This window comes from Allostigmatella hybrida (assembly GCF_020103775.1).
Taxonomy (GTDB): Bacteria; Myxococcota; Myxococcia; order Myxococcales; family Myxococcaceae; genus Hyalangium; species Hyalangium aurantiaca.
The window spans coordinates 17,674-44,651 of record NZ_JAHXBH010000023.1 but is presented as its reverse complement, the minus strand read 5'-3'; the positions used below and the strand labels follow the sequence as shown (position 1 = coordinate 44,651).

25 protein-coding genes are annotated in these 26,978 nt (G+C 69.6%); 11 read left to right on the top strand and 14 right to left on the bottom strand.

Going from position 1 to position 26,978, the window contains the following annotated elements:
- Window positions 1-140 precede the first annotated feature (140 nt).
- From KY661_RS27310 to KY661_RS27295, 4 genes are all read left to right on the top strand, one after another.
- The gene (locus KY661_RS27310) at window positions 141-413 is read left to right on the top strand and encodes a hypothetical protein (protein ID WP_075008171.1); all 273 of its coding nucleotides are present in this window, start codon (window positions 141-143) and stop codon (window positions 411-413) included.
- Between the two features lie 58 nt (window positions 414-471).
- Window positions 472-1,692, top strand: a complete 1,221-nt coding sequence (locus KY661_RS27305; RefSeq protein ID WP_075008172.1) for a deoxyhypusine synthase family protein — start codon at window positions 472-474, stop codon at window positions 1,690-1,692.
- Window positions 1,693-1,723: 31 nt separating this feature from the next.
- On the top strand, window positions 1,724-2,161 hold the full coding sequence (locus KY661_RS27300) for an OsmC family protein (RefSeq protein ID WP_075008173.1): 438 nt from the start codon (window positions 1,724-1,726) through the stop codon (window positions 2,159-2,161).
- A 119-nt stretch (window positions 2,162-2,280) separates the two neighbouring features.
- Complete coding sequence (locus KY661_RS27295; RefSeq protein ID WP_225413017.1) at window positions 2,281-2,802, top strand: hypothetical protein; 522 nt, start codon at window positions 2,281-2,283, stop codon at window positions 2,800-2,802.
- A 55-nt stretch (window positions 2,803-2,857) separates the two neighbouring features.
- Here KY661_RS27295 and speA read toward each other — a convergent pair whose 3' ends face one another.
- Window positions 2,858-4,867 (bottom strand): biosynthetic arginine decarboxylase, encoded by a 2,010-nt coding sequence (speA, locus tag KY661_RS27290; protein WP_225413016.1) that lies wholly within the window; start codon window positions 4,865-4,867, stop codon window positions 2,858-2,860.
- Between the two features lie 217 nt (window positions 4,868-5,084).
- Here speA and clpX point away from each other — a divergent pair, with 217 nt between their 5' ends.
- Window positions 5,085-6,155: an ATP-dependent Clp protease ATP-binding subunit ClpX gene (gene clpX, locus KY661_RS27285; RefSeq protein WP_225413015.1), complete on the top strand. Its 1,071-nt coding sequence runs from the start codon at window positions 5,085-5,087 to the stop codon at window positions 6,153-6,155.
- Window positions 6,156-6,191: 36 nt separating this feature from the next.
- Here clpX and KY661_RS27280 read toward each other — a convergent pair whose 3' ends face one another.
- The 3 genes from KY661_RS27280 to KY661_RS27270 form a co-directional block, all read right to left on the bottom strand.
- Window positions 6,192-6,944 (bottom strand): CvpA family protein, encoded by a 753-nt coding sequence (locus KY661_RS27280; protein ID WP_225413014.1) that lies wholly within the window; start codon window positions 6,942-6,944, stop codon window positions 6,192-6,194.
- A gap of 48 nt (window positions 6,945-6,992) precedes the next feature.
- Complete coding sequence (locus KY661_RS27275; RefSeq protein ID WP_225413082.1) at window positions 6,993-8,303, bottom strand: J domain-containing protein; 1,311 nt, start codon at window positions 8,301-8,303, stop codon at window positions 6,993-6,995.
- A gap of 381 nt (window positions 8,304-8,684) precedes the next feature.
- On the bottom strand, window positions 8,685-10,286 hold the full coding sequence (locus tag KY661_RS27270) for an Hsp70 family protein (protein WP_225413013.1): 1,602 nt from the start codon (window positions 10,284-10,286) through the stop codon (window positions 8,685-8,687).
- A gap of 218 nt (window positions 10,287-10,504) precedes the next feature.
- On the opposite strand from KY661_RS27270, the gene KY661_RS27265 reads away from it, so the two are divergent.
- Window positions 10,505-11,338, top strand: coding sequence for a class II glutamine amidotransferase (locus KY661_RS27265; protein ID WP_225413012.1), 834 nt, complete (start codon window positions 10,505-10,507; stop codon window positions 11,336-11,338).
- Window positions 11,339-11,360: 22 nt separating this feature from the next.
- Here the strand turns inward: KY661_RS27265 and KY661_RS27260 are convergent, their stop codons facing one another.
- The 4 genes from KY661_RS27260 to KY661_RS27245 form a co-directional block, all read right to left on the bottom strand.
- Window positions 11,361-12,062, bottom strand: coding sequence for a hypothetical protein (locus tag KY661_RS27260; RefSeq protein ID WP_225413011.1), 702 nt, complete (start codon window positions 12,060-12,062; stop codon window positions 11,361-11,363).
- 14 nt (window positions 12,063-12,076) lie between these two features.
- Window positions 12,077-15,211, bottom strand: coding sequence for a TonB-dependent receptor (locus KY661_RS27255; protein WP_225413010.1), 3,135 nt, complete (start codon window positions 15,209-15,211; stop codon window positions 12,077-12,079).
- Window positions 15,212-15,337: 126 nt separating this feature from the next.
- Window positions 15,338-16,060 carry a myxosortase MrtX gene (gene mrtX / locus KY661_RS27250; RefSeq protein WP_225413009.1) on the bottom strand — a complete coding sequence of 241 codons (723 nt, stop codon included), beginning with the start codon at window positions 16,058-16,060 and terminating at the stop codon, window positions 15,338-15,340.
- Window positions 16,057-16,659 (bottom strand): MXAN_2756 family trypsin-like serine endoprotease, encoded by a 603-nt coding sequence (locus KY661_RS27245; protein ID WP_225413008.1) that lies wholly within the window; start codon window positions 16,657-16,659, stop codon window positions 16,057-16,059. Before KY661_RS27245 ends, mrtX begins: the two co-directional genes overlap by 4 nt.
- A 119-nt stretch (window positions 16,660-16,778) precedes the next feature.
- On the opposite strand from KY661_RS27245, the gene KY661_RS27240 reads away from it, so the two are divergent.
- Window positions 16,779-17,339 carry an NADPH-dependent FMN reductase gene (locus KY661_RS27240; RefSeq protein WP_075008183.1) on the top strand — a complete coding sequence of 187 codons (561 nt, stop codon included), beginning with the start codon at window positions 16,779-16,781 and terminating at the stop codon, window positions 17,337-17,339.
- Here KY661_RS27240 and KY661_RS27235 read toward each other — a convergent pair whose 3' ends face one another.
- The 5 genes from KY661_RS27235 to polX all read right to left on the bottom strand — a co-directional run bounded on the left by KY661_RS27235 (window position 17,340) and on the right by polX (window position 21,944).
- On the bottom strand, window positions 17,340-17,789 hold the full coding sequence (locus KY661_RS27235; protein ID WP_225413007.1) for an SRPBCC family protein: 450 nt from the start codon (window positions 17,787-17,789) through the stop codon (window positions 17,340-17,342).
- Window positions 17,786-18,157 carry an ArsR/SmtB family transcription factor gene (locus KY661_RS27230; RefSeq protein WP_225413006.1) on the bottom strand — a complete coding sequence of 124 codons (372 nt, stop codon included), beginning with the start codon at window positions 18,155-18,157 and terminating at the stop codon, window positions 17,786-17,788. The genes KY661_RS27235 and KY661_RS27230 overlap by 4 nt, the downstream gene beginning before the upstream one ends.
- Window positions 18,158-18,198: 41 nt before the next feature.
- The gene (locus KY661_RS27225; RefSeq protein WP_225413005.1) at window positions 18,199-18,765 is read right to left on the bottom strand and encodes an imm11 family protein; all 567 of its coding nucleotides are present in this window, start codon (window positions 18,763-18,765) and stop codon (window positions 18,199-18,201) included.
- Between the two features lie 9 nt (window positions 18,766-18,774).
- Window positions 18,775-20,136: an AHH domain-containing protein gene (locus KY661_RS27220; protein ID WP_225413004.1), complete on the bottom strand. Its 1,362-nt coding sequence runs from the start codon at window positions 20,134-20,136 to the stop codon at window positions 18,775-18,777.
- Between the two features lie 65 nt (window positions 20,137-20,201).
- Window positions 20,202-21,944, bottom strand: a complete 1,743-nt coding sequence (polX, locus tag KY661_RS27215) for a DNA polymerase/3'-5' exonuclease PolX (protein WP_225413003.1) — start codon at window positions 21,942-21,944, stop codon at window positions 20,202-20,204.
- 151 nt (window positions 21,945-22,095) lie between these two features.
- Between polX and KY661_RS27210 the strand changes: the two genes are divergently transcribed.
- The 3 genes from KY661_RS27210 (at window position 22,096) to KY661_RS27200 (ending at window position 24,044) form a co-directional block, all read left to right on the top strand.
- Window positions 22,096-22,410: a Rieske (2Fe-2S) protein gene (locus tag KY661_RS27210; protein WP_075008189.1), complete on the top strand. Its 315-nt coding sequence runs from the start codon at window positions 22,096-22,098 to the stop codon at window positions 22,408-22,410.
- A 186-nt stretch (window positions 22,411-22,596) separates the two neighbouring features.
- The gene (locus KY661_RS27205) at window positions 22,597-23,058 is read left to right on the top strand and encodes a MogA/MoaB family molybdenum cofactor biosynthesis protein (RefSeq protein WP_177241438.1); all 462 of its coding nucleotides are present in this window, start codon (window positions 22,597-22,599) and stop codon (window positions 23,056-23,058) included.
- A 38-nt stretch (window positions 23,059-23,096) separates the two neighbouring features.
- Window positions 23,097-24,044, top strand: a complete 948-nt coding sequence (locus KY661_RS27200; RefSeq protein WP_225413002.1) for a TIGR02757 family protein — start codon at window positions 23,097-23,099, stop codon at window positions 24,042-24,044.
- A gap of 19 nt (window positions 24,045-24,063) precedes the next feature.
- On the opposite strand, the gene hmpA is transcribed toward KY661_RS27200, so the two are convergent.
- Window positions 24,064-25,245, bottom strand: a complete 1,182-nt coding sequence (hmpA, locus tag KY661_RS27195; protein ID WP_225413001.1) for an NO-inducible flavohemoprotein — start codon at window positions 25,243-25,245, stop codon at window positions 24,064-24,066.
- Window positions 25,246-25,421: 176 nt separating this feature from the next.
- Here hmpA and norR point away from each other — a divergent pair, with 176 nt between their 5' ends.
- Window positions 25,422-26,972: a nitric oxide reductase transcriptional regulator NorR gene (gene norR / locus KY661_RS27190; RefSeq protein ID WP_225413000.1), complete on the top strand. Its 1,551-nt coding sequence runs from the start codon at window positions 25,422-25,424 to the stop codon at window positions 26,970-26,972.
- Window positions 26,973-26,978 lie beyond the last annotated feature (6 nt).

Below are 26,978 nucleotides of genomic sequence, written 5' to 3'. Positions count from 1 at the left end.
TTCGGGGAGGCCTTCCGCCGCCTTTCTACCTGAAGCCCTGGACGGAGAGGCCGCTTCCGGGGCCCTTCTCTGGCCAGGACTGAACGGCCGGGGGCCAGGCCTCCCGCCAGCCCCGCGCCCCCAGGCATAGACTTCTGCCCATGGCCAAGGCGAAGGACACCATCGAGAACCGGGTCTACCTCTTCGAGTCGCTGGCGAGCAGCTATGTGGCGGCGGCCTCGGAGGCGCTGGGCTCCGAGGACCCGGCCGTGCGCGAGCGGGTGCGGCGGGCGCTGGCGGAGCTGGCGTACATCTCCTGTGTCGTCTCGGACACCGGACACCTGCCGCCCGAGCAGGTCCGGGAGCGGGTGCTGGGCCCGCCCGGGCCGGAGGCGCCCCCCCCGGGGCCTTCCAAGGGGCGGGGGCGGCGCTGAGGCGGCGGCGAAAGCGGATGCTCCCCTTGGCGCGCGGCGGATGGTAGATCGGCGCGCCATGGCCAAGACCTCGACCCCGAAGAAGAGCTTGCGCAACGCCTACGCGGGCGCGCGCAAGGCGGACCCGCGCCCCATCACCGGCAAGGAGAAGCCGGCGGAGCTGCTCGCCCACGCCTTCAGCGCCTATGTGGGGCGCCAGGAGCGCACCGCGTTCGAGCTGATGTCGAAGTCCATGGAGCAGGACGCCTCCATCTTCATGACGCTCTCGGGCGCGATGACGCCCGCGGGCCTGCACCAGAGCTGCCTCATTCCCCTGGTGGAGAAGGGCATCATCTCGGCGCTGACCACCACGGGCGCCAACCTCTACCACGACGCCCACCGCATCATCGGCCACGCCATCCGCGAGGTGAACCCGAACGCCGGCGACTTGCAGTACCGGCTGGCGCGCATCATCCGCATCTACGACTTGGGCTTCTGGGAGGAGGCGCTCCTGGACACGGACCGGCTCTTCTCGGCCATCATCCGGGGCCCCGAGTTCCAGAAGAAGATGACGACGCCGGAGTTCCACTACCTGCTGGGCAAGGCGGTGTACGGCATCGAGAAGCAGCTCGGGGTGAAGCAGCCCTCGCTCTTGTCCACCTGCTACAAGCACGCGGTGCCCATTTGGGTGGGCGCGGTGCAGGACGGCTCCATCTTCCTGAACGTCGTCAAGCTCAAGCGGCTGCTCGGCGCGGAGTTCAAGTTCGAGCTCGACATCAACGACGACGTGTACTCCATGGCGGCCATGCAGCACTTCTGCCGCCACCAGGGCTCGAAGAAGCTGGCCATCTGGATTCTGGGCGGCGGCGTGCCCAAGAACTACACGCTCCAGGGCGAGCCGCTGCTGGACCAGATCCTCAACGTGCCCACCTCGGGCTTCGACATCGACGTGCAGTTCTGCGTGGACCCGGTGGACAACGGGGCGCTGTCGAGCTGCCCGGCCGGCGAGGGCCACACCTGGGGCAAGGTCTCCGTGGAGGCCGTGGAGACGGGCTCCATGTACGTGCACTGCGACGTGACGGCCGTGTTCCCCTGGCTCACGCACGCGCTGCTGTCCGAGCCCAAGAACAAGCGCAAGCCCATGCGGCTGATGGACAAGATGAACGACGCCATCGCCTTCCTGGACGCGGACGTGAAGAAGCGCAGCAAGCAGCTCATGAAGACGTTGGACTGGAGCGTCGAGGAGGCAGAGCCCTCGACCCCCGAGGACGCCGGGAAGCACGGCGCCTACGTTCGCTAACCCTCACCCCCTCTTTTCCCAGGAGCCCCCCATGAGCCAGCCCTCGCAGCCCACCGGCGTGGTGATGACCGCCACCAGCGCCGCTTCCTTCAAGACCGAACTCGAGCACGGGCCCTCCGGCTCGCGCATCGCCACCGAGGCCCCGAAGGACAACGGGGGCACGGGAGGCTCCTTCTCGCCCACGGACCTGGTGGGGGCGGCGCTCGCCTCGTGCGCCATCACCACCATGGCCCTGGTGGCCTCGCGCGAGGGGCTGCCCTTTGGCGAGGCCCGGGCGACGGTGGAGAAGCGGATGACGCCGCCGCCGCGCCGCATTGGCGAGCTGGTGCTCACCCTCCACATGCCCAGCGGCCTGTCCCCGGCGCACCGTACCCGGCTGGAGCAGGCCGCCCAGGAGTGCCCCGTGGCGCGGAGCCTCCACCCGGACGTGAAGCTGCCCCTCGTGTTCCGCTACCCGGGCGAGTCCTAGGCGGCACAGGGAGGGCCGCCCTGCCTGGCTGCCCTCCTGCCTGCCCAGCCGGTGCCCGTGCGCGGGCCCCAGGACGTGCCGACCCTGCCCAGCACAAGGCTCACGAGGGGAGGCCGTGCATGAACGTGAAGTTGCTGGGCATCTATCTGAACGATCACCTCGCCGGCTCGCGCTTCGGGTTGGACCTGGCCCAGCGGGCCGCCCGGCGGAACGCGGGCAACCCGGTGGGGGATTACCTCTCCACTCTGCGGGTGGAACTGGAGCAGGACCGGACGCTGCTGGAGCGGGTGATGCGGGGGCTGGAGGTCCCCAGGGACCGGTTCAAGGAGGGCGCGGCCTGGGCCATTGCCTGGATGGAGCGCCTGAAGCCCAACGGCGGCGGGCTGCTGGGCTATTCGCCCCTGAGCCGGGTGATGGACCTGGAGGCCCTGTGCATCGGCACCCGGGGCCGCATCTGCATGTGGCGCGCGCTGGAGCGGCTGGCCAAGACGGAGGCCCGGCTCGCGGGCATCGACTTCGAGGCGTGCGTCGAGCGGGCCGAGGCCCAGCTCAAGACGCTGGAGCGGCTGCGGCTGCGGGCCTCCGACACGGCCTTCGCCAGCGAGTCCGTGGCGCCGGGGACGTCCGTCCCCGCGCGCTAGAAACGGGGGCCGGGAGCTTGCGTCCCAGGGTGGGGCAAGCTCCCGGAGCCGTGCATCAGGTGCCCGTGGGCGGGGCGACGCGGGGCGTGGTGGCGTCCTGCGGCGGCACCAGGCGGAGCTGGCCGTGGCTGGCGTTGAAGGCCGCGTCCACGTCGCGCTCCAGGTAGGTGTAGCCGGACAGGCCCTCCTCGTACATCCGCAGCAGGGTGCGCGACTCGTCCAGGGTGATGCGGCCGTTGCGCAGCGCCACCTCGGTGAACTTGCGCAGCCGCGCCACCAGGTCGTCCTTGCTGTAGCTCACGTAGTGGAGCACCTCGTTGACCGTGTCTCCCTCCACCACGTGGTCGATGAGGTAGCCCCCGTTGGGCGCCAGCGACACCTGCACCGCGTGCGTGTCCCCGAACAGGTTGTGCAAGTCCCCGAGGATTTCCTGGTAGGCGCCCACCAGGAAGATGCCCAGGTAGTAGTCGTCGTTGTTGAGCGGGTGCAGCTCCAGCGCGTCCTTCACCTCGCGCTTGTCGATGAAGTGCTCGATCTTCCCGTCCGAGTCGCAGGTGATGTCGGCCAGGGTGGCCCGGCGCGACGGCTTCTCGGAGAGCCGGTGGATGGGCATGATCGGGAAGAGCTGATCAATGGCCCACGAGTCCGGCAGGGACTGGAACACGGAGAAGTTGCAGAAGTACGTGTCGGAGAGCTGCCGCTCCAGCGAGTCCAGCTCCTCGGGAATCTCGCCCTGGTCGCGCGCGATGCGCATGATCTTGTGGCAGATGGCCCAGTAGATGTTCTCCGCGGCCACGCGCTGCTCCAGCGACAGGTGGCCCAGAGAGAAGAGCGTGAGGCTCTCCTCCTTCGAGTCCTGGGCGTCGTGCCAGGACTCCAGGAGGTTCTTGTTCGTCAGCTCCTTCAGGGTGTTCATCAGGTTGCGCACCACGGAGGGGGCCTTCTCGTCCACCTTGTCGGGCACCTGGGAGAGGTCTGACTCGCTGGTGCCCAGCACGTCCATCACCAGCACGGCGTGGTGGGCCACGATGGCGCGGCCGGACTCGGAGACGAGCGTGGGGTGGGCAACGCCCGCCCGGTCACACGCCTCCATCACGCCGAACACCACGTCGTTGGCGTACTCCTCCGTGGTGTAGTTCATGGAGGAGGTGAAGTTGGTCTGCGAGCCGTCGTAGTCCACGCCCAGGCCGCCGCCCACATCCAGGTACTTCAGCGGGGCACCCTGGCGGACCACCTCCACGTAGAAGCAGCCCACCTCGCGCAGCGCGTTCTTCACGTTGCGGATGTTGGAGATCTGGCTGCCCAGGTGGAAGTGCAACAGCTCGAAGTGGGGCAGGAGCCCCGTCTCGCGCATGAAGCCGATGCAGTTCATCAGCTCCGAGGAGGTGAGGCCGAACTTGGAGCGGTCTCCGCCGGAGGCCTCCCACTTGCCCGCCCCGCGCGTGGACAGCTTCACGCGGATGCCCAGCCGGGGGGCGATGCCCGTCTTGCGCGCCACCTCGGCGATGAGGGGCAGCTCGCTGGGCTTCTCCACCACGAGGATGACGTTGCGGCCCAGCCGGGAGAAGAACAGCGCCGTCTCCACGTACTCCTCGTCCTTGTAGCCGTTGCAGATGACGAGCGCGTCCTCGTTGTCGAGCAGCGCCATCACCGCGAGCAGCTCCGGCTTGCTGCCGGCCTCCAGGCCGTAGCCGTAGTTCTTGCCCGTCTCGACGATGGTCTCCACCACGTACCGGTGCTGGTTCACCTTGATGGGGTACACGCCCCGGTACTGGCCCTTGTAGTTGGACTCGGCGATGGCCTTCTTGAAGGCCTCGTTGAGGTGGATGACGCGGTGGCGGAGGACGTCCGTGAAGCGGATCAGCAGCGGCAGGCCGATGCCCCGGCGCCGCACCTCGTCCACCAGTTCCTTCAGGTCCATGCTGGACCCTTGGGGCCCATCGGGGTGGACGCACACATGGCCCTTCTCGTTGATGCCGAAGTAGGGATTTCCCCAGTTCCGGATCCCATACATCTCCAGGGCATCAGCGAGGGTCCAACGGTGCTGCGGCGTGTTGATGGGCATCGGCGTCTCAGGGCCTCCAGGGGTGGGGAAGGGTGACGAATTCCTTCAACCGTGAACGCGCGCAACTATAGGGAAAGCGCTCCGGCTTCAATAGCCGGTTGTCAGCAGAGCAGCCAGGCAGGCGAAGGGCCCGGGAAGAAGTCCGGTGGGCCTCCCCGCCACCCGGGCTTACCCTTTGTGAACACGGGGAGGACGCGTGGACCGAAGGGGAGGGTGCATGGAGTCGTCCGCACGCAGGGAAGAGCCGTTACTCACACCAAGACAGATTTTCGAGCGGTTGAACCGCTACGTCATCGGCCAGGAGGAGGCCAAGCGGGCGGTGGCCATCGCCGCCCACAACCACCTCAAGCGCATCCAGGCGCGGCGGCTCCGGCGCGGCACGCTCATCAAGAAGTCCAACATCCTGCTGATTGGGCCCACCGGGAGCGGCAAGACGCACATCGCGCGCAACCTGGCGGAAATCCTCTCGGTGCCGTTCACCACCGTGGATGCCACCGAGTACACGGAGGCCGGGTACTACGGCAAGGACGTGGAGGTGATGATTTCCGACCTCCTCTTCAAGGCCAACCACTCGGTGGAGGACACCCAGCGGGGCATCATCTTCGTGGACGAGGTGGACAAGATCGCCCGCCGCTCCCAAGGGGCCCGCAACGGCGCGGGCAGCCGGGACATCGGCGGCGAGGGCGTCCAGCAGGGGCTGCTCAAGATGCTGGAGGGGCGCGAAGTCTTCGTTCCCATGAACCTCACCCAGGCGTGGAACAAGAGCGACTTCGTGCAGATCGACACGCGCGACATCCTCTTCATCTGCGCCGGCACGTTCTCGGACCTGCACGAGTACGGGGAGGGCGGCTCGCGCCCCCTGGGCTTCGGCTCCGAGGAGGACGGGCGCCGGGTGACCAAGCGCATCAGCGTCAAGCAGCTGGTGGACTTCGGCATGCTGGCGGAGTTCCTCGGCCGCCTGCCGGTGATGGTGCAGCTCCAGGCGCTCGGCGAGGAGGACCTGCTGCGCGTGCTCACCGAGCCCCCGGACTCCATCATCCGCGAGTTCCGCGAGCTTTTGGCCTATGACGAGATTGAATTGGACTTCGCCCCGGAGGCGCTCCGCGAGGTGGTGCACTTCTCGGTGGAGAAGGGGCTGGGGGCCCGCGGCCTGCGCTCCATCCTGGAGCACGTCATGGCGGATGTGATGTTCGAGGCGCCCGAGCGCGGCCGGGGCTCTTTCCGGATTGACGGGGAGTTCGTGCGCGTCCGGCTCAACGGGCTGAACGCCTCGCAGCTCGGCGCCTGAGCAGGGATTCCGGGGCCTCGCCCTCCGGGGCGGGGCTCAGGGCTTTCGCTCCGCCGCGTGGGAGGCCGCGCCCAGCCGGGCGGCGATGTCCGGGTCCTGGATGAGCTGGAGGATGAGGTTGTTGTTCAGGAGCGCCCGGTGGTCGCCCTGCTCCAGCGAGCGGCGCAGCGACTCGTCCCGGAGGGCCTTCTGGAAGCGGGGATCCTGCCGCAGCGCCTTGTAGGCGGGATCATTCTGGAGCTTCGCGGCGCGCTGGGGGTCGGCGCTGAGCTGGGCCACCTGGACGAAGTCCTTGAGCGCGGCGAACTGGGTCATCTCGAAGAGGTTGTGCTTGCGCGCGAAGGCCAGGGCGTGGGAGCCCTTGGGGGACAGGCCCATGCGCCGGCCCGCCACCACCACGTACTGCTCCACGAACGTCAGCGCGCTGAGCAGCACGTAGGCGATGATGCCCACCTTGGCCCCGCCGATGAGGAAGCCGATGAACCGGTCCGCGCCCCGGTTCTCCGGGTCCTGGCCCGAGAGCATCCGCTGGAGCAGGGCCCCCAGCGCGTAGCGCACCACCACCAGCACCACGATGAAGAGCAGCACGCTGCCCACCAGCAGTCCGATGAGCAGCGGGGTGCCCAGCGCCTCCGCCAGCCTGGGCGCGAGCACCGGCCCCAGCCGCTTGGAGACGAAGTAGGCCACCGCCAGCCCCACCAGGTGGGCCACCTGCCGGGCCGCGCCGGTGATGGCGCCCACCACCGCGAAGAACAGCACCAGTCCCAGGATGATGAGATCGATGATCACCGCGAAGCCCCCCTGCCTGCCACCGGACGTCCGCCCCGTGCGGACGCGTTACTTGATCTTGAAGGAGTCACCCTTGCTCTTGGCCTCTTCCTCGAGCTTCTTCTTGGCCTCGGCGAGCTTCTCCTTGTAGCGGGCGTTGGCCGGCTCGTAGGTGAGCGCCATCTTCAGGTTGCGCTCGGCGGAGGACCACCGGCCCGCGTCCAAGTCGCTCGCGCCGAGCTGGTAGAACTGGCGCCCCTTGGGGTGGGTGCCGATCTGCTCCTCCTGCTCCTTGCGGACGGCGGCCTTGGTCTCGGCCTCGGAGTTCTCGGTGAAGCGCAGCTTCTGCGCCCGCTCCGGGCCCGTCACGTCCGCCAGGTACTTCTTGCGCTTCGTGTCGTCGCGCAGGACGTAGTAGGCCTCGGTGATGCGCTTGTAGAGCTCGTGGACCCGCTCTTTCAGCTCCTTGGACTCCAGCTGGTAGAAGCGGTCCGGGTGGTAGGTGCGGCTCTCGGAGTAGAAGGCCTTCTTGATGGCCGCCGGGGCCGCATCCTTCGGGAGCTTCAGCACCTCGAAGTAGTCGAGCTGGTCGAGTTGGGAGCAGCGGACCTCCAGCTCGGCGGCCTGCGCCGGATCCAGCGAGCCCTTGCCCGTGGCGGCCGGAGGCGGCGGCGGGGGGGGAGCCCCAGCGGCTGCGGCGGCGGGGGCCACCGGAGGCACGACGGGTGCGATGCCAGGGGCCACCGGGGGCACGGCGGGCGCGAGGGGCCGTGAGGCGGCCACCGCCGGGACTGCGGGAATGCCCGGAACGGCCGGGGCCATGGGCGCGATGGTGGGAGGCGCCTGGCGCGCGGGTGCGGCCACCGGGGGCCGGGGGCCCGAGGCCTGGGCCGGGAACACCGCGGGCACCACCGGGGGCGGCATGCCGGGCCGGGGCGTGGGCGAAGCGCCCGCCGTGGGAGGCACCACCGGGGCCATGGTGGGCGGCGTGCCGGGCCGAAGCACGGGGGACGGGGGCCCAGCGGCGGGGGCCACCCCGGGCGGACGGCCCACGGCGGGAACCCCAGCGGGGGCTGCCGGAGGCCGTGGCGGCATGGGAAGCGGGGTGACGGAGACGGGGACGATGCCCGGCAGGGTAGGCCGGTGCGCTGCGGCGGCCGGAGAGCCGGGGGTGGGGGCCGTCAGCGTGACGCCCGGGCCGGGCTGGGGCGTGACGGACACAGGCGTCAGCCCCTGCATCGTGGGCCGCTGAGGGCTCTGGCCGGCCGGCGGAGGCGCCGCGACGGTGGGCTGCGCGAAGCTCACCGGCGAGATGGTGGGCAGCGACAGGGTCGGGCGCTCGGAGCGGGGCATCAGGTCCGCGGGCGGGGACGGAGGCATGGGGGCCACGGGCGGCCTGCCTGCGGCGGGAGGGCCCGCGGGGCGCGCGGCCGGGCCGGGAGGGACTGTGCCCTGGGCAGGGCGCGGGGCGATCCCCGGAGCGCCGGGAGCGGGCCGGGGGGGAACACCGGCGGCGGCCCCCACGGGCGGGACGGCCGGAGCGGGGGGCCGGGGGGCCGCGGTGGCGCCCGGTGCGGGGCGCGGGGCCCCAGGCGGGGCGGCCACGGGGGCACCCGGGCGGGGCGGGACGGCTCCCGGAGGGGCCGGACGTGGGGCACCGGCGGAGGCCGGCTGAGAGGGGGCACTCCCGGGAGGAGGCCCAGGAGGTTTGCCGGCGTTCGGATCGGAAGGTTGGGACATCGGTGTTCCGTACGGAAGCGGCTAGGCCACGGAGGGCAGATCGCCGCTGTGACCTGCGAGCTGGATTTGCCGGGTGGCGTCGATGGACCGCTGGATATCGGTCTCGGACATGCCCGAGGAGAGGGTGAGCGTGGTGGTCGTCTTCTGGCCCGTCTCGACGTCACAGGCCGACACGTTCACCATGCCGTTGGTGTCGATCTCGAACGTCACTTCGATTTTCACGTCCCCGCGGTAGCCGATGCGGAAGCCGGAGAACTCGAACTCGCCCAGCAGCTCGCACTCCTCGGCCCGGTTGGACTCGCCCTGGTACACGCGGATCTTCACCTTCTCCTGGCCGTCGCGGCTGGTGGTGAACGTCTTCGAGCGGTCGATGGGCACCGGCGTGTTCTTGTCGATGACCTTCTCCGTGTAGCCGCCCACGGTGCCGATGCGCAGCGACAGCGGGGTGACGTCCACCAGGAACGTCTCCGCGTGCGCGTCCAGCAGCGCGTGCGCCTGGAGGCAGGCCCCCATCGACACCACCTGGTCGGGGTTGATGCCCTCCATGGGCTCCTTCTGGAAGTAGTGCTTCACGGAATTGCGGATGATGGGCAGCCGCGTGGGGCCGCCCACCAGGATGACCGCGTCGATCTCCGAGGCGGACAGCCGCGCGCTCTGCAGCGCCTCGTCACACACCTTGAAGGTGCGCTGCACCAGGTCCATGACCATCCGGTTGAACTGGTCATGGGTCAGCGTGTTGCGCAGGTCCATCACGTTGCCGTTGCCGTCCTGGCAGATGCCCTGGCAGAGGATCTCCGCGGTGCCGTTCTGGCCCACTTCGATCTTCGCCCGCTCGGCGGCATCCTTGAGCATCTGCAGGCAGTACTTGCTCTGGCGCAGGTCCAGCCGCGTCTTGGCCAGGAAGTCCTCGGCCAGCCACGTCATGATGCGGTCGTCGAAGTCGTCGCCGCCCAGGTACGTGTCGCCCGCGGTGGACAGCACCTCGAACACGTCCTTGCCGATCTCCAGGATGGACACGTCGAAGGTGCCGCCGCCCAGGTCGTACACCACCACGCGCTGGTTGACGTCCCGGCCGAAGCCGTAGGCGAGCGCCGCCGCGGTGGGCTCGTTGAGGATGCGCAGCACCTCCAGCCCCGCGATGCGCCCCGCGTCCTTGGTGGCCTGGCGCTGGTTGTCGTTGAAGTACGCCGGCACGGTGACCACCGCCTTGGTCACCTCGCGCCCCAGGTACGTCTCCGCCACCGCCTTCATCTCCTTGAGCACCAGCGCGGAGATTTCGGGCAGCGAGTACGTCTGGCTGTGCACCTGGATGCGCACCGCGTTGTTCTCGCCCTCGACGATGGTGTAGGGCATCACCGCCTGGGCCTTCTTCACTTCGTCGGAGAAGAAGTACCGTCCGATGAGCCGCTTGGCCGAGTACACCGTCGCTTCCGGCGCGGCGATGATGTTCTTCTTGGCTGCGTTGCCCACCAGCACCGAGCCGTCATCGAGGAACGACACGCACGAGGCGTGGTTCGACTCGCCCCACTCGTTGGGGATGACCACCGGCTGGCCGTCCTGGACCACCGCCACGCACGAATAGGAGGTGCCCAGGTCGACGCCAATCGCGATCTCGTCCGACATTCCGTCTCCGGTGAAGTCCTGCACCATCGCAGGAGTCTTGCCCAAAGCGGGCGGAGGTTACGCTTCCCGATCCCGAGGTGTCAAACGGTCTATGTCGTAAATCTCAGCCATTTCAAGGGCTTAGCGCGCACGGCCTGCCCGGGAAGCAGGGTTGAGGGGGGCGGGGGAGGCCGTTATGCATGGGGCCAGCCCCCACACCTGACCGGGAGTTACCGCCCATGTCCGCCGTCCTGGCCGTGCTCACGTCCGATCCGAACCTGCTGCGGTGCGAGCTGCACCGGCTGGAAGACCAGGTGCGCCTCCAGGGGGACACCCGGGCGAACGCGGCCGGGGTGGGCGCGTACGCGGACGGGGAGGTGCTGATGCGGCGCTTCTCCTCGGACGAGGGGTTGACGCCGGAGTCCCTGGCCCCCCCGCAGGAGTCCGGCGTGCTGCTGTGCCATGTGGGCAAGCTGCCCCTGGGGGTGTCCCCCGAGGAGAACACCCAGCCGTTCCGGGTGCGCCGCTGGCTGTTCGCGCACCAGGGGGCGCTGGAGGGCTTCGAGCACCTCCGGGCCCCGCTGCTGGAGGCGCTGCCGGAGTTCCTGCGCCGGCAGGTGCGCGGCGCCACGGACAGCGAGGTGGTGTTCGCCCACTTCCTCAAGCGGCTCCGGGAGACGGGGCGCACGGAGGACCCCCGGCTGGAGGCGGAGGTGGCCGGGGCGCTGCTGGCGGAGGCCGCCCAGGCGCTGGACCGGGCCGCGGCGAAAGCGGGGGCGGTGCACCCCTCCCTGCTGAACCTGGTGGCCACCAACGGCCAGGTGCTGCTGGCCACGCGCTGGGGCGAGGCGCCGCTCTACTACACGCGGCTGGAGGGCACGGACCACTGCGAGGTGTGTGGCGTGGGGCCCAGCACCCCGGAGACGCAGCCCAGCGTGGGGGCCCACCGCCGCCGCCGCGCCGTGGTGGTGGCCAGCCACCTGAAGCGCCCGGCGGGCTGGGTGGAGCTGCCCCCGGGGGCCACGCTCGCGGTGGGGGGCGACTTGCAGGTGCGGCAGCTGCCCGCGCCTTGAGCGGGCCCTGGCCGCCCCGGTGTTACGGCTTGAGGGACGGGGGCTGCCCGTCCAGCACGCACAGGTTGGTCGTCTCATCACACAGGGTGGGGAAGGCCGGATCGATGGACAGGCTGGGCCGCGGCAGGGCGCAGAGGGCCGGATCCCTCACCACCACGTTCTGGCCGTTGCGCACCTCGGTCCGCTCGCACTTGAGGGCCGGGAAGAGGCCCACGGCCTGATAGGTGGCCGTGCAGTCATCCTCCGAGTAGGTGAGGTCCGCGGTCCACTGGGTGCCCGGGATGGCGGAGGAGCCCTGCACGCGGATGTTGCTCCACTGGTAGCGCACGTCCACGGGGGCGCCCTCGGCCCGCGCCACGAGCTGCCGGGCCTCGGACAGGGTGGGCACCTCGCAGATCTCCTCGTCCGAGGGGTACTCGCTCGTGAAGAAGCCCGTGGCGGTGACGGGGTGGGCCGGGTCCTTGCCCTCGTTGGCGGCCAGGGGGCCGGGCTTGAACACCAGCGAGGGGGGCTCGCCCGAGCCCGGGGTGCGGAAAATCTGGGCCCCGAGCTTCTCGGCGCGCTTGGCGGCACACGCGCCGGTGCCGCTCACCCGGGTGTAGCGCACGGCGTGCTCGCCGCGGCCCACGGTGCACTGGGGCAGGGGTTGCTCCGCGGCACACGCGCCCAGGCTGGCCGCGCCCCCGAGGAGAAGGATCCACGAGAAGGCTGGAAGGGTCTTCATGGGGAGGGCTCCGCTTAGAACGAGAGGCGCGCACCGAGCCGGACGCTGCGGGGCGGCTGGTAGGAGAGGGGTTTGCCGTAGTTGGGGTTGACGACCACGGCGCGGGAGGTGTCCCCGCGCGGCGTCAGGCCGGCGAGCTGCTCCGGCGTGCCGCCCACGAGCGCGTCCACGGTGTCCTCCGTGTAGCGCTGATCCATGCTCGTCACCGCCTGGAAGTTGAACAGGTTGAAGAGGTCCAGGCTCACCGAGGCCACCGTGTCCCGGGTGAGCCGGTAGTTGAACGCCAGGCGCGTGTCGAAGGCATGCACCCACGGCAGGCGGCCGCCGCTGCCGCGCGGCAGGATGAAGGTGAAGTCCGGACCATAGATGTAGTGGGTGCCCAGCACGTTGAGCGGCGCGCCCGAGGCGCCCCGGTACGAGAGCCCCAGGTTGATGCTCGCCGCGCCGGAGAGCATCAGCTCCTTGGCCCCGTAGAACTTGAGCGAGTGCGTCCGGTCGATCGGCAGCAGGCCGGTGTGGTTCTCCGTCAGGGAGACCAGGTCGAAGTCCGAGGTGACGTTGGGGGCCAGCTGGAGGTTCTCCGGGCGGAACAGGCCGGAGTAGTTCCCGTGTAGGCGCGACCACGTGTAGTTGGCCTGGATGAGCCACAGGTCCGAGAACGTCTTGTTGAAGAGCAGCGACACGGCGTCGTAGTCGCGCACGGCCTTGGGGAAGTCGCTGGCGATGCCCCGGCCCGGGTTGCCGATGAAGTAGTTGGTGGCCTCGTTGCGGGACATGTCCTCGATGACGTCGTTCATGTTCCGGTGGGTGTAGGTGATGCCCACGCTGGCCCCGGGCAGCAGCTCGTACTCGCCGCCCAGCACGAACTCATCCGAGGACTGGGGCTTCAGGTCCGGGTCCACCGGGCTGTTGATGGCGAAGGTCTGGCTGTAGAGGCGGCTGACGGACTCCGGGCCGCTGCGGACGATGTTCCGCTCGTCGCGGCACTCGGTGTAGGGCGCCTCCTGGCGGAGCGGATCACACCCGGGGGCGCCGTTCTGGGCGGCACGGGTGCGGTTGGCCTGCAGGCGGGTGATGTTGGAGAACTGCGAGTTGACCATGGCCAGCACGGCGTTCTGGTAGTAGCGCGCGTAGCTGGCGAACAGCTTCGAGCGGCCCTGCTGGGTGAAGTCGTAGATGACGCCCACGCGCGGGGAGAACTGGTTGGACAAGTCGAAGGCCTCGGCCCCGTTGTTGCCCTCGATGGTCTGCGCGTCGTAGCGCAGGCCCACGTTGAGGGTGACCGTGTCCATCACGCTCCAGCTGTCCTGGAGGAAGCCGCCCACGGCGGTGGCGCGCGTGGAGGTGGGCACCGAGGGCTGAACCACCGCCTCGTCGGGGCCGGTGAGGTAGCCGAAGGCGCGGAAGTCCTGGAAGGTGCTGCCGTTGACGGCCTCCCGGTAGAGCACCCGGCCCGAGTAGGCGCGCGTGTCCTTGTTCTGCATCACCTCCACGTCCAGGCCGGCCTTGATGACGTGGTGGCCCAGGCCGCTCAGCAGCAGCGTGCCCACCACGTTGCCCTGGTAGCGCTCCACGGTCCGGTCCAGCAGCAGGCCCGGGCCGCCCAGCAGGTAGTTGGTCACCGTGCACGGGGACACGCCGTTGACGGGGTTGCACACCGAGGGGTCCGGCAGCGTCTCCAGGTCGGTGATGGCATAGAAGGGCGTGTTGCGCCGCATCTCGAACTGGGGAACCCCCGAGAACCCCGTGGCGTTGCCGATGCCGCTGCCGTCCACCGGCAGGCTGGTGTCGTTCTGGTGGTGCCAGCCAATGTTGGCGTCCAGCAGGACCTTCTTGTCCAGGAAGGACGAGGCCAGCTTCAGCGACAGGTCGCGCGAGTCCTGCGTGTTGCGGTGGGCGAGCGCGCTGTAGGCCCCGGCGATGTTCTCCACCTCCACGGCCTGGTCCTCCGGCCGGTAGGCGAAGCGGCCCTCGCCGCCGGAGCGCGTGGGGGAGCCGTAGGCGGACAGGGTGAGGGTGTGGTCCGTGGCGGCCTGCCACGTGAGCTTGCCCAGGTACTGCACCGCGCGCTGGTCGGCGAAGTAGGGGGTGGTGGTGCCTGGGATGCGCTCGGTCCGCGAGAAGCCCTCGGCGTCGCGCACGCGCTGGCCCTGCTCATCCAGGACGAAGGTGTTGAGGTTGCGCTCCAGCCTCCGGCGGGTGAACGAGGGCGCCACGCCCGCGAAGAACCAGAGCTTGTCCTTGAGGAGGGGGCCGCCCAGCGTCGCCCCGAAGTCGCCCAGGTTCCACAGCTTCTGGTCCGTGGTGATGACGCTGCCCTCGCGCGCCACCCGGGTGGCCCCGCCCTCCAGGAAGCCCGGGGTGAGGTTGGTGAAGAGCGAGCCGTGGAATTCGTTGGAACCGGACTTGGTGACCGCCGTCACCACGCCGCCCGTGGCGCGGCCGAACTCGGGCATGAAGCCGCCGGTGATGACGTTCACCTCCTCGATGAACTCCACGGAGACGGGCGAGCCCAGCACGCCGATGGCCGGGTTGCCCGTGGCCAGGCCGTCCACGAGGAAGCCGTTCTCCGGGGAGCTGGTGCCGTTGAGTGAGATGCCGTAGGCGTCGCTGGTGGCGCCCGGGGCCAGCTCCGCCAGGCCCTCGAAGGAGCGCGCCGCGGAGCCCTTGGAGCCCGGACGGATCAACGCCAGGTTCTGCACCGTCTCGGCCCCCACGCTCACGCCGGTGCGGGTGGAGCCCACGTCGATGGCCGGCGGGGTGCCCGACACCTCGATGCTCGTCTGGAACTCATCCGGGAGGATCTGCACGTTGAGCCGGATGGTGCGGTTGAGGCGCAGGGTGACTTCGGCGCGCGAGTAGGGCTGGTAGCCCTCGCGCTCGAAGCGCAGCGTGTAGACGCCCGGGGGCAGCTGCGGCAGCCGGTAGAGCCCCGTGCTGTCGGTGACGGCCACCTCTTCACCCTGGAGCGTGGCGGCGGTGGCGGTGACCGTCACGTCGGCGACGGGTTGCTGGCTGCTCGCGTCCAGCACCGTGCCCGTGAGCACGGAGGCGCCCTGCTGGGCCCAGGTGGGCAGCGCCCACAGGACAAAGGCCAACGCGAGCGTCGCGCCGAGGGCGCGCGCCGGGACTCTCGGAAGAAGGTTCACTGGGAGGACTCCCCTGTGGAGGTGTGACGCCGTCCGCCGGAACGCGGCGCGTCCACCGCGACAGTACACCTAATGTTCAAAATTCGTTAGAGAAAAGTCCAATATAGCGGACGTTCCTCCACCCTCTCAGGTGCCGAAGAAGGAGAGCTCCAGGAAGCGGATGTAGAGGTTGCAGGCGGCGTGGAAGAGTGCAGCGCCGAGGACGGAGCCAGTGCGCTCGCGCATCCACCCGAACAGCAGGGCGGGGAAGAACACCGCCAGGCGCCAGGCCTGGAAGATGGCCAGGTGCCCCAGGGCAAACAGCGCCGCCGTCACCCAGAAGGCGGGGCCCAGCCGCGCCCCCAGCACCTTGCGGCCCTGGGGCCAGGCATCCCGGAGCCGCGACTGCATGTAGCCCCGGTAGAAGAACTCCTCGGGCAGCGCCACGACGAAGAGCTGGTCGATGACCCACTCCCCGAAGCGCGGGGGCAGCTGGGGAATGAACTGGACGGGCCCCCGGTGGGGCGACAGCAGCCGCTTCAGCTCGGGCGGCAGGTGCTGCAACACCTCCACCCAGACGGAGAAGCCCACGAAGAACAGCGGCCCGACGATGAGGCACATGAGGAGGAACAGCCGCACGTCCTGGCGCCAGGCGCGCAGGGTGAGGCCGTAGTCCCGGTAGTCCTCGTCCCGCCAGCGCATGGCGATGACCGGCAGGTAGAGGAAGCCCAGCGTGGCCACCAGCTTGGGGATGCTGGAGCCGCCAAAGAGCAGGAAGGAGAGGATGATGCCCAGGAAGCCCAGGGCCCACAGGAGCCCCACCTCCTGCACGGCGGACAGGCGCCAGGATGCGCCGAAGGGGCGGCTCACGGGCGCTCCTGGAGCGAGACGAGCTGGCGCTGGACGGAGGCCAGGGGCAAGGCCCGGCAGCCCCCGCGGCGCGGCTGGACCACGACTGCGGCGAGGCGGCCCTGGGCATCGAAGAGGGGGCTGCCCGGGGCGAGCGGCAGGTCCAGGTCCACGAAGGGGGCCTGGGCGCTCCGGGCCACGGCGGCGAAGGGGCGCGCGTCCTGCTTGCGCTTGCCCGCTACAACGCCGATGAGCCACTGCCCATCCAGCCCCTCGGGCTGCACCTTCACGGGCACGGACGGGTAGGCGCCCGCGGGCGCGGCCACCACGGCGATCTTCAGCCCGGCATGGGCGAGCACCACCGCGCCCGTGAGCTTCTGCCCGCCGAACTCCACCTCGGCGGCCTCCAGGCTGACGTGCTCCACGGAGGTGAGCACCTGCCCCTGGCTGCCCACGATGACCCCGGGCCCGGCGCGGCGGGGCCCGTGGACGCGGACCACCGAGCGCGCATGCACCTCCATCACCCGTTGCAGGTCCGCGCGCGTGGGGCGCCCTTCGCGTGGGGAGGCATGGGCCGTGAGGCTGAAACCGAGGATCAGGACAAGGAGGCGGAGCGTCAACGCGGGCGCGAGGTTAGCACCCGGGGCCGGACACAGGGAGGGCGAAGGAATTGAGTCCGGCAGCCCGCGCGCATATGCCTGGGGGGTAGCGCCAACGGTCCTCAGGAGGACAGCGAACTATGCTCAAGGTGGCAATCATCGTCGGCAGCACGCGCCCGGGCCGCAAGGCCGCAGCCGTGGCCCAGTGGGTCCACGACATCGCGAAGAAGCGGAGCGATGCCGAGTTCGAGGTGGTGGACCTCCAGGACTTCAACCTGCCGCTGCTCGATGAGCCCGTGCCGCCGTCCCAGGGCAAGTACGCCCACGCGCACACCCAGGCTTGGTCCGCGAAGATCGATCCCTTCGACGCCTACATCTTCGTGACGCCCGAGTACAACCACGCGACGTCCGGGGCGCTGAAGAACGCGATCGACTACCTCTATAAGGAGTGGAACAACAAGGCGGCCGGCTTCGTGGGCTACGGCAGCGCGGGCGGCACGCGCGCCGTGGAGAACCTGCGGCTCATCATGGGCGAACTGCAGGTGGCGGACGTGCGGGCCCAGGTGGCGCTCTCGCTCTCCACGGACTTCGAGAACTACACCGTGTTCAAGCCCGCCGCCCGCCACGAGACCACGGTCAACACCCTGCTGGACCAGGTAATTGCCTGGGGCGGGGCGTTGAAGCCGCTGCGCAAGAAGTAGTCAGGCCGTGCCGAGCGCCCGCTCCAGGGCGCCGAGCATGGTGCTCCATCCCGCCTCGGTGCGGCCCGCGTACTCGGCCCACTTCGGGTCCATCTCATGGACGAGGGTGAGTTCACACCCGGCGCCCTTCGGGGCGATGTCGATGCTCACCCGGCTGAGCTCCTCTGCCTCCTCGCCGATGGCCCAGGTGAACACGAGGCGGCGGGGCCGGTCGAGGACGAGGTACGTGCCGACGTGGTCGATCTCCTCGGCGTTCCGGCGCACGAGGAAGGAAAACGTGCCGCCCACGCGCGTGTCGTTGGCGATGCGCAGGATTTCCTCGTCCCGGACGGCGGCGCCGAACATCCACCGGCGGAGCCACTGGGGATCGACCCAGGCGTCGAAGACGCGCTCAGGGGAGGCCTGGAACGGACGGACGATGCGGACCTGGACCGGTAGGGGAGGGCTCATCGGGGCTTTCCTTTCTTGGGGGCAGGGGGCGGAGGGCCGGAGGGGTCGCTCTGGAGCAGCGCATCCAAGGCGTCGAGGCTTTCCATCCAGAAGCGCTCGTAGAACCGCAGCCACTCCTGCACCTCGGAGAGGGGCTGGGGGGCTAAGCGGCACCGGTGGGTGCGGCCCTGCACGTTGCGGCGCACCAGGCCCGCACGCTCCAGCACCTGGATGTGCTTGGAGGCGGCCGCCAGCGACATCTGGAACGGCGCGGCCAGCTCGCCCACGCTGTGCTCCTGCTGCGACAGGCGGCGCAACATCTCCCGGCGCGTCGCGTCCGAGAGCGCATGGAAGATGCCGTCGAGGCGTGCGGCCGAATGCTCAACCATTTGGTTGAATGTAGAGGCGCACCCCTCTGGCGTCAATGAGCTTAGACCTCCTCGAATCTCACGCCCGTGGCGCCCATGGCCGTCAAGGCGTCCTTGATCTCCCCGGAGACGATCAGCGGGACCGTCCACCCCTCGCACCGGAACACCTGGGCGCCCCCCACCTTGGTCTTGTCGATGCGCATGTCACGCACGGAGGCATACTGACCGACCATTTCTGGAATGCCGTTCTCGTGAGTCCAGAGCCGGATTCGGGACGCCTGCTCGTCGATACAGCGGATGCGGCGTCTGGCAACAAGGATGAGGTACTGATCGGGGTGGCCCTCGACATCCACGGGGAGCAGCTGCACATCCTCCGGGGCCAGCTCTGCGAACATGGATGCGACCCGGACATGGACCACTGGGAGGCCAACGCCCGCCTCCGTGAAGTCCAGCGGCTTGCCTGCGGTCTCGACCGGGATCCTCAAGCGGCCATCCGTGCTGTGGACAGGTGTTCCGCACGTAAACGGCCTGTCATCTATCTGCCCGCCCCGGCTGTCCGTTGGCGTGCCAAGGTCCCAGCGGTGCGGCACATTCACGTTGTCGGCGAGTTCGAAAAAGCGCGTGCTCATGGGCTCCCTTTAGCGCGGTGGCTGCCGGGTAATGATTCGGTTCAGCTCTGTTCCTGGGGTGGCGATTTCCTTCGCCAGTTCCTTGAGGGCCTCCTTCAGCCTCGCACGGCACGCGGCAACGCTGCGACAGGCGGCCGTTGCATCGGCGAGTTCCTTGTGGACGATCTGGTGATACCGCTCGGGGTGCGGCCCGTAGTGTCCCAGCAGAGGCATCCTGTTCGCCGGATCATCCAGTGTCATCCCCGCTCTCGCAAAGATGCGACGGAAGCGCGGTGTCCATTGGCCACCGCGAGCCGTGGACTTGTCGTTGCAGATGGTGGCGATGTGGTGCGTCTCGACACAGGTGGCCTTGCTGCCACCGCCCCGTGCCGCCATCGCCACCGCGGTTGCGGGCATCGTGACGTTGACGCCCTCGGTTGTCAGTGCGATCTCCTCCACCGCCCCCAGCGCGGGCAACCGGATCGCGGCCTGACCCTCGGCCTGCATGGCTACCTGCGCCGAACCGGGCAGCGTCGGCACCCTCGCCGCGAATTGATGCGCCGTCCGTCCAATCGCCGCCATCAGCAGCATGGCGAACGCGCGCGCTGATTCGCGCCCGATGCTCTTCCCGAAGCGCTCGCCCGCATCGCGAATTTGCTCGAAGGAGGTGGCGGCCTTCACCGCGTCCATCAATTCGAGCCAACCCATCACGAGGTTGTGGATGGTGTCGTAGCCCACGTACAGGAGCATTCCGAGACCCACCACCGCCACCAGCGCCGGCGCCACGGGATTGAGCGCCAGGATCACCAGCATGTAGCCAAATGTGAAGAGGGCCGCGCTCATGAGCGCCCGGAACTCCACCATCCCGCCCAGCGCCTTCTTCATCTCGTCCAGCACCGGGCTTTTGCTCAGGGCCAGCGCCCAGACATAGCGGCCGTGCATGTCCAGGTAGCGCCCTCCCACCAGCGCGCCCCCGAGACAGTCCCCGTAGAAGTTGTGCACACGCTGGCACCAGACCCGGTAGCGCTCCGCCGTCTCCAGGTCCGTTTTCGTCAACGTGCCGTCCCAGGGCTCGCCCGGCCCCATTGGCACCAGCTTTCTATCCCTCGGCAGGTAGAGGTAATTACCGCTCTGGGGATCGATCTGAAACATCCTCTCCGCCGTCTGGCGCGGTGTGCCTGTCAGCCGCACCTCGCGCGCCAGTTGCCTCATGGCCTGCTGGAACTCTTCCTCCTCCAAGGCGACGGGTTGCAGGTCCGCCGTGCGGGGAATGTGGACGATGACCACGCCCTGGCCGTTGTCCTCGACGACAGGGACCCTCGGTATGCCGCTGCACGCCACGAGGAACGCGAGGATCAGCGCGTTGAGCCTCCACAGCATCCGCAGAATCATGTGTCACCCCTTCCTTCATGAGAGGAGGGGAGCAGGTTAGAGGGCTGCCACCGGAAAACGGAGGCTCACTGCAGCCGGAGGGCCTTGAGCTTGGAGATGAACTGGTCGGCGGGCAGGGTGTTGAGGATATCCCCCTTGCGCGCCCAGCCCCGGCGGGCCGTGGCCACCGAGAAGGCCAGGTGCCGCAGATCCTCCTTCTTGTGCGCGTCGGCGCTCACCACGAGCTTCACCCCGCGCTGGATGGCCTGCCGCACGTGCTCGGTCTTGAGGTCCAACCGGGCCGGCTTGCCATTCACCTCCACCACCACCCCGCGCTCGGCGGCCTTGTCGAGCACCTCCTCCATGCGCACCGGGTACGGGTCGCGCTCGTGGATGAGGCGGCCCGTGGGGTGGCCGAGGATGTTGAGCCCCGGGCGGTCCATGGCATTGAGGAGCCGCTTCGTCATCTGGTCCTCGTTCATGCTGTGGCGGATGTGGATGGAGCCAATCACCACCTCCAGCTGCTCCAGCAGGCTGTCGCTGTAGTCGAGCGCGCCCGTCTCCAGGATGTCCACCTCGATGCCCTTGAGGAGCCGGAAGCCGGGCACGGCCTCGTTCACGCGGTCGATCTCCTCCCACTGGCGCTTGAGGTCATCCTCCTTGAGTCCGCCGGCATAGATGGACGTCTGGCTGTGCTCGGTGACGGTGAGGTACTGGAGCCCCATCGCCTTGGCCGCGCGCGCCATCTCCTCCAGGGAGTGCTTTCCGTCGGACCACGTGCTGTGGCAGTGCACCACGCCGAGCACGTCCTCCAGCGAAATCAGGTCCTCGGGCAGCGTTCCAGCCAGGGCCGCCTCGATTTCGCCGGTGTCCTCGCGCAGCTCCGGCGGGACGTACTGCATGCCCAGCAGCCGGTAGAGCGCCGCCTCGTCCGGCACGGGCAGCTTGGTCCCATCCGCTTGGTGCACGCCCCACTCACTGATTTTCAGCCCCCGGTCCTGCCCCAACCCCCGGAGGCGCACATGGTGGGACTTGGAGCCGGTGAAGTGGTGCAGGGCCGTGGCGAAGTCCTCGTCCGGCAGGACGCGCAGGTCCACCTGGAGGTCCTCCTGGGTCATCCGCACGGAGCACTTGCTTTCCCCCTTGCCCAACACCACGGCCACGCCGGGAGCGTTGGCCAGGGCATCGAGCACCGGCCCGGCCTCGGGCGCCGAGGCCAGCAGGTCCACATCGCCCACCGTCTCCGCGCGGCGGCGCACGCTGCCCGCCGGGCTGACGCGCACCACCCCAGGCACGGCCTTCAGCCGCTCCAGCAGCGTGTCCACCGTGGGCAGCACGTCCCCCAGGAGCTTGCGCTTGCCCTGGGCGCGCTGGTGCAGGGCGATGCCCTCCAGGATCTTCGCCTCACTCTTGGCGCCAAAGCCCTTGAGCTCCCGCACGCGGCCCTCGCGGCAGGCCTGCTCCAGGTCGGCCACGCTGCCCACCTTCAGCTCGTTCCACAGGACGATGACCTTCTTGGGCCCCACGTCGGGGAGCTTCAGCATCTCCAGGAGCCCCGGGGGGTACTCGGCCTTCAGCTCCTCGTAGAAGCCCAGCTTTCCGGTGGTGACCAGCTCGGTAATCTTCTCGGCGAGCCCCTGGCCGATGCCCGGCAGCTCTTGCAGGCGGCCGTCCTGGACCAGGGCCTTCAGGTCGTGGGAGGTGCCCGCCAGGCGGTCGGCCGCGGTGTCGTATGCGCGGACCTTGAAGGTGTTCTCCCCCTTGAGCTGAAGGAGCAGGGAGAGGTTGCGGAGCACCTGGATGACGGAATCTTTGTCGGGCGGAGTCACGGGGGGAAAGGTAATCCGGAAGACGCGGGGGCGCAGGGTGACATCGTGAAGAAAAGAGGGGCCTCCCCGGCCCGGCCCTCCCGGGGTAGAAGGTCAACCCCCCCTGCCCGGCAGGAGGGGGAACCTATCGTCCGAAGGGATAAAGAAGCCGATGAAGATCAAGCTGGGGCCGGCGGACTTCTCCGAGAAGGAGATGCGTGGCTACGAGGTGGGAAACCGCAACGTGTGCGTCGCCAAGATCAACGGGCGCTACAAGGGGCTCGATGACTGGTGCAACCACGCGGGCTGCCTGCTGTCGGGAGGCCGCCTCGAGGACAACCTGGTCATCTGTCCCTGCCATGAAGTCGGCTTTGACATGGATACGGGCAAGAACGAGACGTCCCCGGGCATCGCGGACGATCAGCCCGTGGTGGCCGTCGAGGTGCAGGACGGACAGCTCGTCATCGACGACCCCTGGGCGAAATAACGTCCACTGGAACGAAGGAAAGGGCGACCCATGGGCCACGAGGGCCACGACCACGATGACCACGAGCACGGCCACGGCCACGAGCATGGCCACAGCCACGGTCACACCCACCACCACCCCCACGGAGGGCACGGGCACGGGCACTCACACGCGGAGCGGGAGCACAAGGCCCACGCCCCCGCGCACGTGAGCGCTTTCGTCGTGACGTGCTCGGACAGCCGGGACGCGGCGCGGGACGAGAGCGGGCAGGCGCTGCGGGGAGGCCTGGAGGCGGCGGGCCACACGGTCTGCGGCTACAAGGTCGTGAAGGACGAGCCGGAGGCGATCCGGGCGGCGCTGGCCGAGGCGGCGGAGGCCGGGGCGCGCGCGGTGCTCTTCAACGGGGGCACGGGCATCGGCCGGCGGGACTCCACGGTGGAGACGCTGCGGGGGCTGTTCGAGAAGGAGCTGCCCGGCTTCGGGGAGCTGTTCCGGGCGCTCTCGTTCCAGCAGATCGGCAGCGCGGCGATGATGTCGCGGGCAACGGCGGGGACGTACCAGGGGATGATTGTCTTCGTGATGCCCGGCTCGCCCCAGGCGGTGCGCCTGGCCCTGGAGGCGCTGATTCTTCCGGAGCTGGGACACGCGGCGCGCGAGCTGACCCGCTGAAGGGCATGAAGCGGCGGCCCGGGGTTGTTGACGGGACCATGGGCGTTTCACGCGTGGGCAAGCGTTCCCGGGGGGAGGGACTGTCGGAGCAGGCGGCCGGGCGCTTGCGTCCGCTCCTGGAGTCCTTCCTGGCGTCCACGGACACGCGGGCTCGGATGGGGTTCGACCCCGTGGAGTTCCCGCACCGCTATGCCCATCCGCGCGACATCGAGGTGAGCGCGCTGCTGGCGGCCTCGCTGGCCTATGGGCGCGCGGACCTGTTCCGCCCCAAGGTGGACGGGTTGCTGCGCCGCATGGGCGCCTCGCCCGCGGCGTTCGTCCATGCGCTGACGGTGGACGGGGCGCGCGAGCTGCTCGATGGCTTCGTGTACCGCTTCAACGTGGGCACGGACGTGGCGGTGCTGCTGCTGGGCATGGGCCAGGTGCTCCGGGAGCACGGAAGCCTGGAGGCGCTCTTCGTCCAGGGCCGGGAGGCCCACGGCACGGTGCACGGGGCGCTGAGCCACTTCACGGCCGCGCTCCGGGAGGTGCCCATGGCGCCGCTGCGGCGGGCGCTGGGCCCGGAGCGGGGCCTGCACCACCTGCTGCCCTCGCCCCTGGGCGCGGGGGCCGCGAAGCGGCTCAACCTCTACCTGCGGTGGATGGTGCGCGGGCCGGACACGGTGGACTTCGGCATCTGGAAGCAGGTGCCCCCGTCCGCGCTGGTCATCCCGCTGGACACCCACATCGGGCGCATCTCCCAGCACCTGGGGCTCACCCGGCGCACGGACCTGAGCTGGCGCACGGCGGAGGAGGTGACGGCGTCGCTGCGGCTGCTGGATGCGGCGGACCCCGTCCGGTACGACTTCGCGCTGTGCCACTACGGGATGAGCGGGGTGTGCCCGGCCCAGCCCGTGGTGGAGAACTGCGCGAAGTGCGTGCTGCTGCCCACGTGCGCGGTGGGGCCCCGGCTGCTGCGGCGCCCGGCCCCGTCCGCGCGCCCCTGAATCAGCTCACCGGCTTCTCTCACGCCAGCGCCTCCGCGGGCCCGAAGAACTCGTAGTGGCACTGGTTCTCGGGGACGCCCAGCTCCTTCAACGCGCGCTTGATGGCCGCCATGAACGGCTTGGGCCCGAGGAAGTAGACGTCGATGTCCCGCTCCGCGGGCAGCCACCGCGCCAGCTGCTCGCGATCCAGCAGGCCCACCGCGTCCGGCGGGGCCGCGCCCTCGGTGGCCTCGGCGTGGCAGTAGAAGCGCCGCAGGTGGGGATGGGCCTGCGCCTGACGGTCGACCCACTCCCGGAAGGCGTGGACGCGGGCGTTGCGCGCGCAGTGGATGAAGTGGATGGGCCGGCCCTGGGGCAGGGCGGCCGTCAGCATGGCCAGCGTCGGGGTGATGCCCACGCCGCCGCTGATCAACACCAGGGGCTTGGTGCTGGGCCGCAGGGTGAACCCGCCCGCGGGCGGGAACAGCTCCAGGGTGTCGCCGGGGTGTACCCGCTCATGCAGGTACGCGGAGGCCTTGCCCTGGGGCTCGCGCTTGACGCTGATGCGGTAGGACTCCCCATTGGCCGCCGCCGACAGCGAGTAGTTGCGGCGCAACTCGACGCCGTCGATGAAGAGCCGCATGCCGATGTACTGCCCCGGGGCGAAGGGCATCAGGGGGCCGCCATCCTCGGGCCGCAGGTAGAAGGAGGTGATCTCCTCGCTCTCCTTCTCCTTGCGGACGACGCGGAACATCCGCCCGCCGCGCCAGCCGCCACGCGTCTGCGCCTTCTCGTCGTAGAGCTGCTTCTCGCTGGCGATGAGCAGGGTGGCCAGCTGCTCGTAGGCGGCGGTCCAGGCTTCCATCACCTCGGGGGTCGCCACCTGCTCGCCGAGCACCTCGCGGATGGCGCGCATCAAGCACGTGCCCACGATGGGGTAGTGCTCGGGGAGGATCTGCAGGGCCACGTGCTTCTGGATGATCTGCGTCACCAGGCCGCCGAGCTTCTCCAGCTCATCGATGTGGCGCGCGTACATGAGCACCGCGTGGGCCAACGCGCGGGGCTGCGCACCGCTCGCCTGGTGGGCCTGGTTGAACAGCGGCCGGACCTGGGGGTACTCGCCGAGCATCATGCGGTAGAAGTGCGTCGTCAGGGCCTCCCCGCCGCTCTCCAGCAAGGGCACGGTGGACTTGAGGATGTTCCGGTACGGAGCGCTGAGCATGGGGGTCTCCTGTCGAGAGGGTTTGGCCTGGGCGGGGCTGCCCCTCGCCGTGTTCCGTGCTTTGATAGAGCAGCTTCCATGCCGACCCGGGACCGTTGGAAAATCAGGGGGTTGTCTCAGGCTCAGGTCAATTGGACCTGGGGGGTTGAGAGTCAAATGGACTCGCGGCGGTCACAATGACTTCTTCGCCGGTGTTCCAGGCGCTCATTCCCCTGGTGGACGACCTGTCGCGGGAGCTGCCCGAACAGGAGCGCTACCGGCGGCTGCTGCAGGCGCTGCGCCTGTTGCTGCCATGCGATGCGGCCGCGCTGCTGCGCCTGGAAGGCGAGTGGCTGGTCCCCCTGTCGGTCAACGGCCTCTCGGAGGACACGCTGGGGCGGCGCTTCCGGGTGAGCGAGCATCCCCGCTTCCAGGTGCTGCTGGCCAACATGGCGCCGACGCGCTTTCCCGCCGACAGCGCCCTGCCGGACCCCTACGACGGCCTGGTGCAGGGGGCGCACGGCGACCTTGAGGTCCACGATTGCATGGGCTGCCCGTTGCTGGTGGACGAGCACGTGTGGGGCCTGCTGACCCTGGACGCGCTGGCCCCCGGGCGGCTGGCCCCCGTGGCTCTGGGCACCTTGCAGGCCTTCGCGAGCCTGGCGGCGGCCACCGTGCGGGTGACCCAGCGCATCGAGCGGCTGGTGATGCGGGCCGAAGGCGAGTTCCAGCGGGCGGAGACCTACCGTCTGGCGGCCGGGCAGCGGCCCCATACGTTGATTGGCCAGAGCGAGCCCTTCTGCAAGCTCCTGGAGGACATCGCGCTGGTGGGCGCCAGCGCGCTGAGCGTGCTCATCAGTGGAGAGACTGGGGTGGGCAAGGAGCTGGTGGCCCAGGCGCTCCACGCGGCCTCACCCCGCGCGCACCGGCCGCTCGTCAGCCTCAACTGCGCCGCCTTGCCCGAGAGCCTGGTGGAAAGCGAGCTCTTCGGCCACGTCGTGGGCGCCTTCTCGGGGGCGGTGAGCGACCGGCGCGGCAAGTTCGAGCTGGCCGATGGGGGCACGCTGCTCCTGGACGAGGTGGGCGAGCTGCCGCTTCCGGTGCAGGCCAAGCTGCTGCGCGTGCTCCAGAGCGGGCAGTTGCAGCGCCTGGGCTCGGACCGGGAGCACCGCATCGACGTGCGGCTGCTGGCCGCCACCAACCGGGACCTGGCCGAGGAAGTGCGGCAGGGGCGCTACCGGGCCGACCTCTATCACCGGCTCAGCGTGTTTCCGCTGCGCGTGCCCGCCTTGCGCGAGCGCGGCACCGACGTGCTGCTGCTGACGGGCTATTTCCTCGAGGAGAACCGCTCACGCCTGGGCCTGCGCAGCCTGCGCCTGAGCAGCGATGCGGAGGCCGCGCTGTGTGCCTACGCCTGGCCTGGGAACGTGCGGGAGCTGGAGCACCTGGTGGCCCGCACCGCGCTCCGGGCCTATGGGCAGCGCCGCGATGACAGCCGCATCCTTACCCTGTCAGCGGAGGACTTCGCGCTCCACGGAGCGCCGGCGGGCCCGCCGCGCGCGGAGCCTCTGCCCGGGCCCGAGGAGGCCCCGGTGGGGGACCTCCGTGAGGCGGTGGAGCACTTCGAGCGCCGGCAGATCCGCGCGAGCCTCGAACGGCACCAGGGCAACTGGGCCTCCGCGGCCCGGGAGCTGGGCCTGGATCGCGCCAACCTGCGGCGGCTGGCCAAACGCCTGGGGCTCGTCTGAGCCGGG

Excerpts from the sequence above, each read along its gene's own strand:
- KY661_RS27300 (WP_075008173.1), top strand. The coding sequence starts at position 1,724 with ATGAGCCAGCCCTCGCAGCCCACCGGCGTGGTGATGACCGCCACCAGC.
- KY661_RS27260 (WP_225413011.1), bottom strand. The coding sequence starts at position 12,062 with ATGAAGACCCTTCCAGCCTTCTCGTGGATCCTTCTCCTCGGGGGCGCG.
- KY661_RS27200 (WP_225413002.1), top strand. The coding sequence starts at position 23,097 with ATGGGCGTTTCACGCGTGGGCAAGCGTTCCCGGGGGGAGGGACTGTCG.
- speA (WP_225413016.1), bottom strand. The coding sequence starts at position 4,867 with ATGCCCATCAACACGCCGCAGCACCGTTGGACCCTCGCTGATGCCCTG.
- KY661_RS27230 (WP_225413006.1), bottom strand. The coding sequence starts at position 18,157 with ATGGTTGAGCATTCGGCCGCACGCCTCGACGGCATCTTCCATGCGCTC.
- norR (WP_225413000.1), top strand. The coding sequence starts at position 25,422 with ATGACTTCTTCGCCGGTGTTCCAGGCGCTCATTCCCCTGGTGGACGAC.
- KY661_RS27275 (WP_225413082.1), bottom strand. The coding sequence starts at position 8,303 with ATGCCTCCGTCCCCGCCCGCGGACCTGATGCCCCGCTCCGAGCGCCCG.
- clpX (WP_225413015.1), top strand. The coding sequence starts at position 5,085 with ATGGAGTCGTCCGCACGCAGGGAAGAGCCGTTACTCACACCAAGACAG.
- KY661_RS27265 (WP_225413012.1), top strand. The coding sequence starts at position 10,505 with ATGTCCGCCGTCCTGGCCGTGCTCACGTCCGATCCGAACCTGCTGCGG.
- KY661_RS27305 (WP_075008172.1), top strand. The coding sequence starts at position 472 with ATGGCCAAGACCTCGACCCCGAAGAAGAGCTTGCGCAACGCCTACGCG.
- KY661_RS27235 (WP_225413007.1), bottom strand. The coding sequence starts at position 17,789 with ATGAGCCCTCCCCTACCGGTCCAGGTCCGCATCGTCCGTCCGTTCCAG.
- KY661_RS27225 (WP_225413005.1), bottom strand. The coding sequence starts at position 18,765 with ATGAGCACGCGCTTTTTCGAACTCGCCGACAACGTGAATGTGCCGCAC.
- hmpA (WP_225413001.1), bottom strand. The coding sequence starts at position 25,245 with ATGCTCAGCGCTCCGTACCGGAACATCCTCAAGTCCACCGTGCCCTTG.
- KY661_RS27240 (WP_075008183.1), top strand. The coding sequence starts at position 16,779 with ATGCTCAAGGTGGCAATCATCGTCGGCAGCACGCGCCCGGGCCGCAAG.
- KY661_RS27220 (WP_225413004.1), bottom strand. The coding sequence starts at position 20,136 with ATGATTCTGCGGATGCTGTGGAGGCTCAACGCGCTGATCCTCGCGTTC.
- KY661_RS27295 (WP_225413017.1), top strand. The coding sequence starts at position 2,281 with ATGAACGTGAAGTTGCTGGGCATCTATCTGAACGATCACCTCGCCGGC.
- KY661_RS27210 (WP_075008189.1), top strand. The coding sequence starts at position 22,096 with ATGAAGATCAAGCTGGGGCCGGCGGACTTCTCCGAGAAGGAGATGCGT.
- KY661_RS27270 (WP_225413013.1), bottom strand. The coding sequence starts at position 10,286 with ATGTCGGACGAGATCGCGATTGGCGTCGACCTGGGCACCTCCTATTCG.
- KY661_RS27310 (WP_075008171.1), top strand. The coding sequence starts at position 141 with ATGGCCAAGGCGAAGGACACCATCGAGAACCGGGTCTACCTCTTCGAG.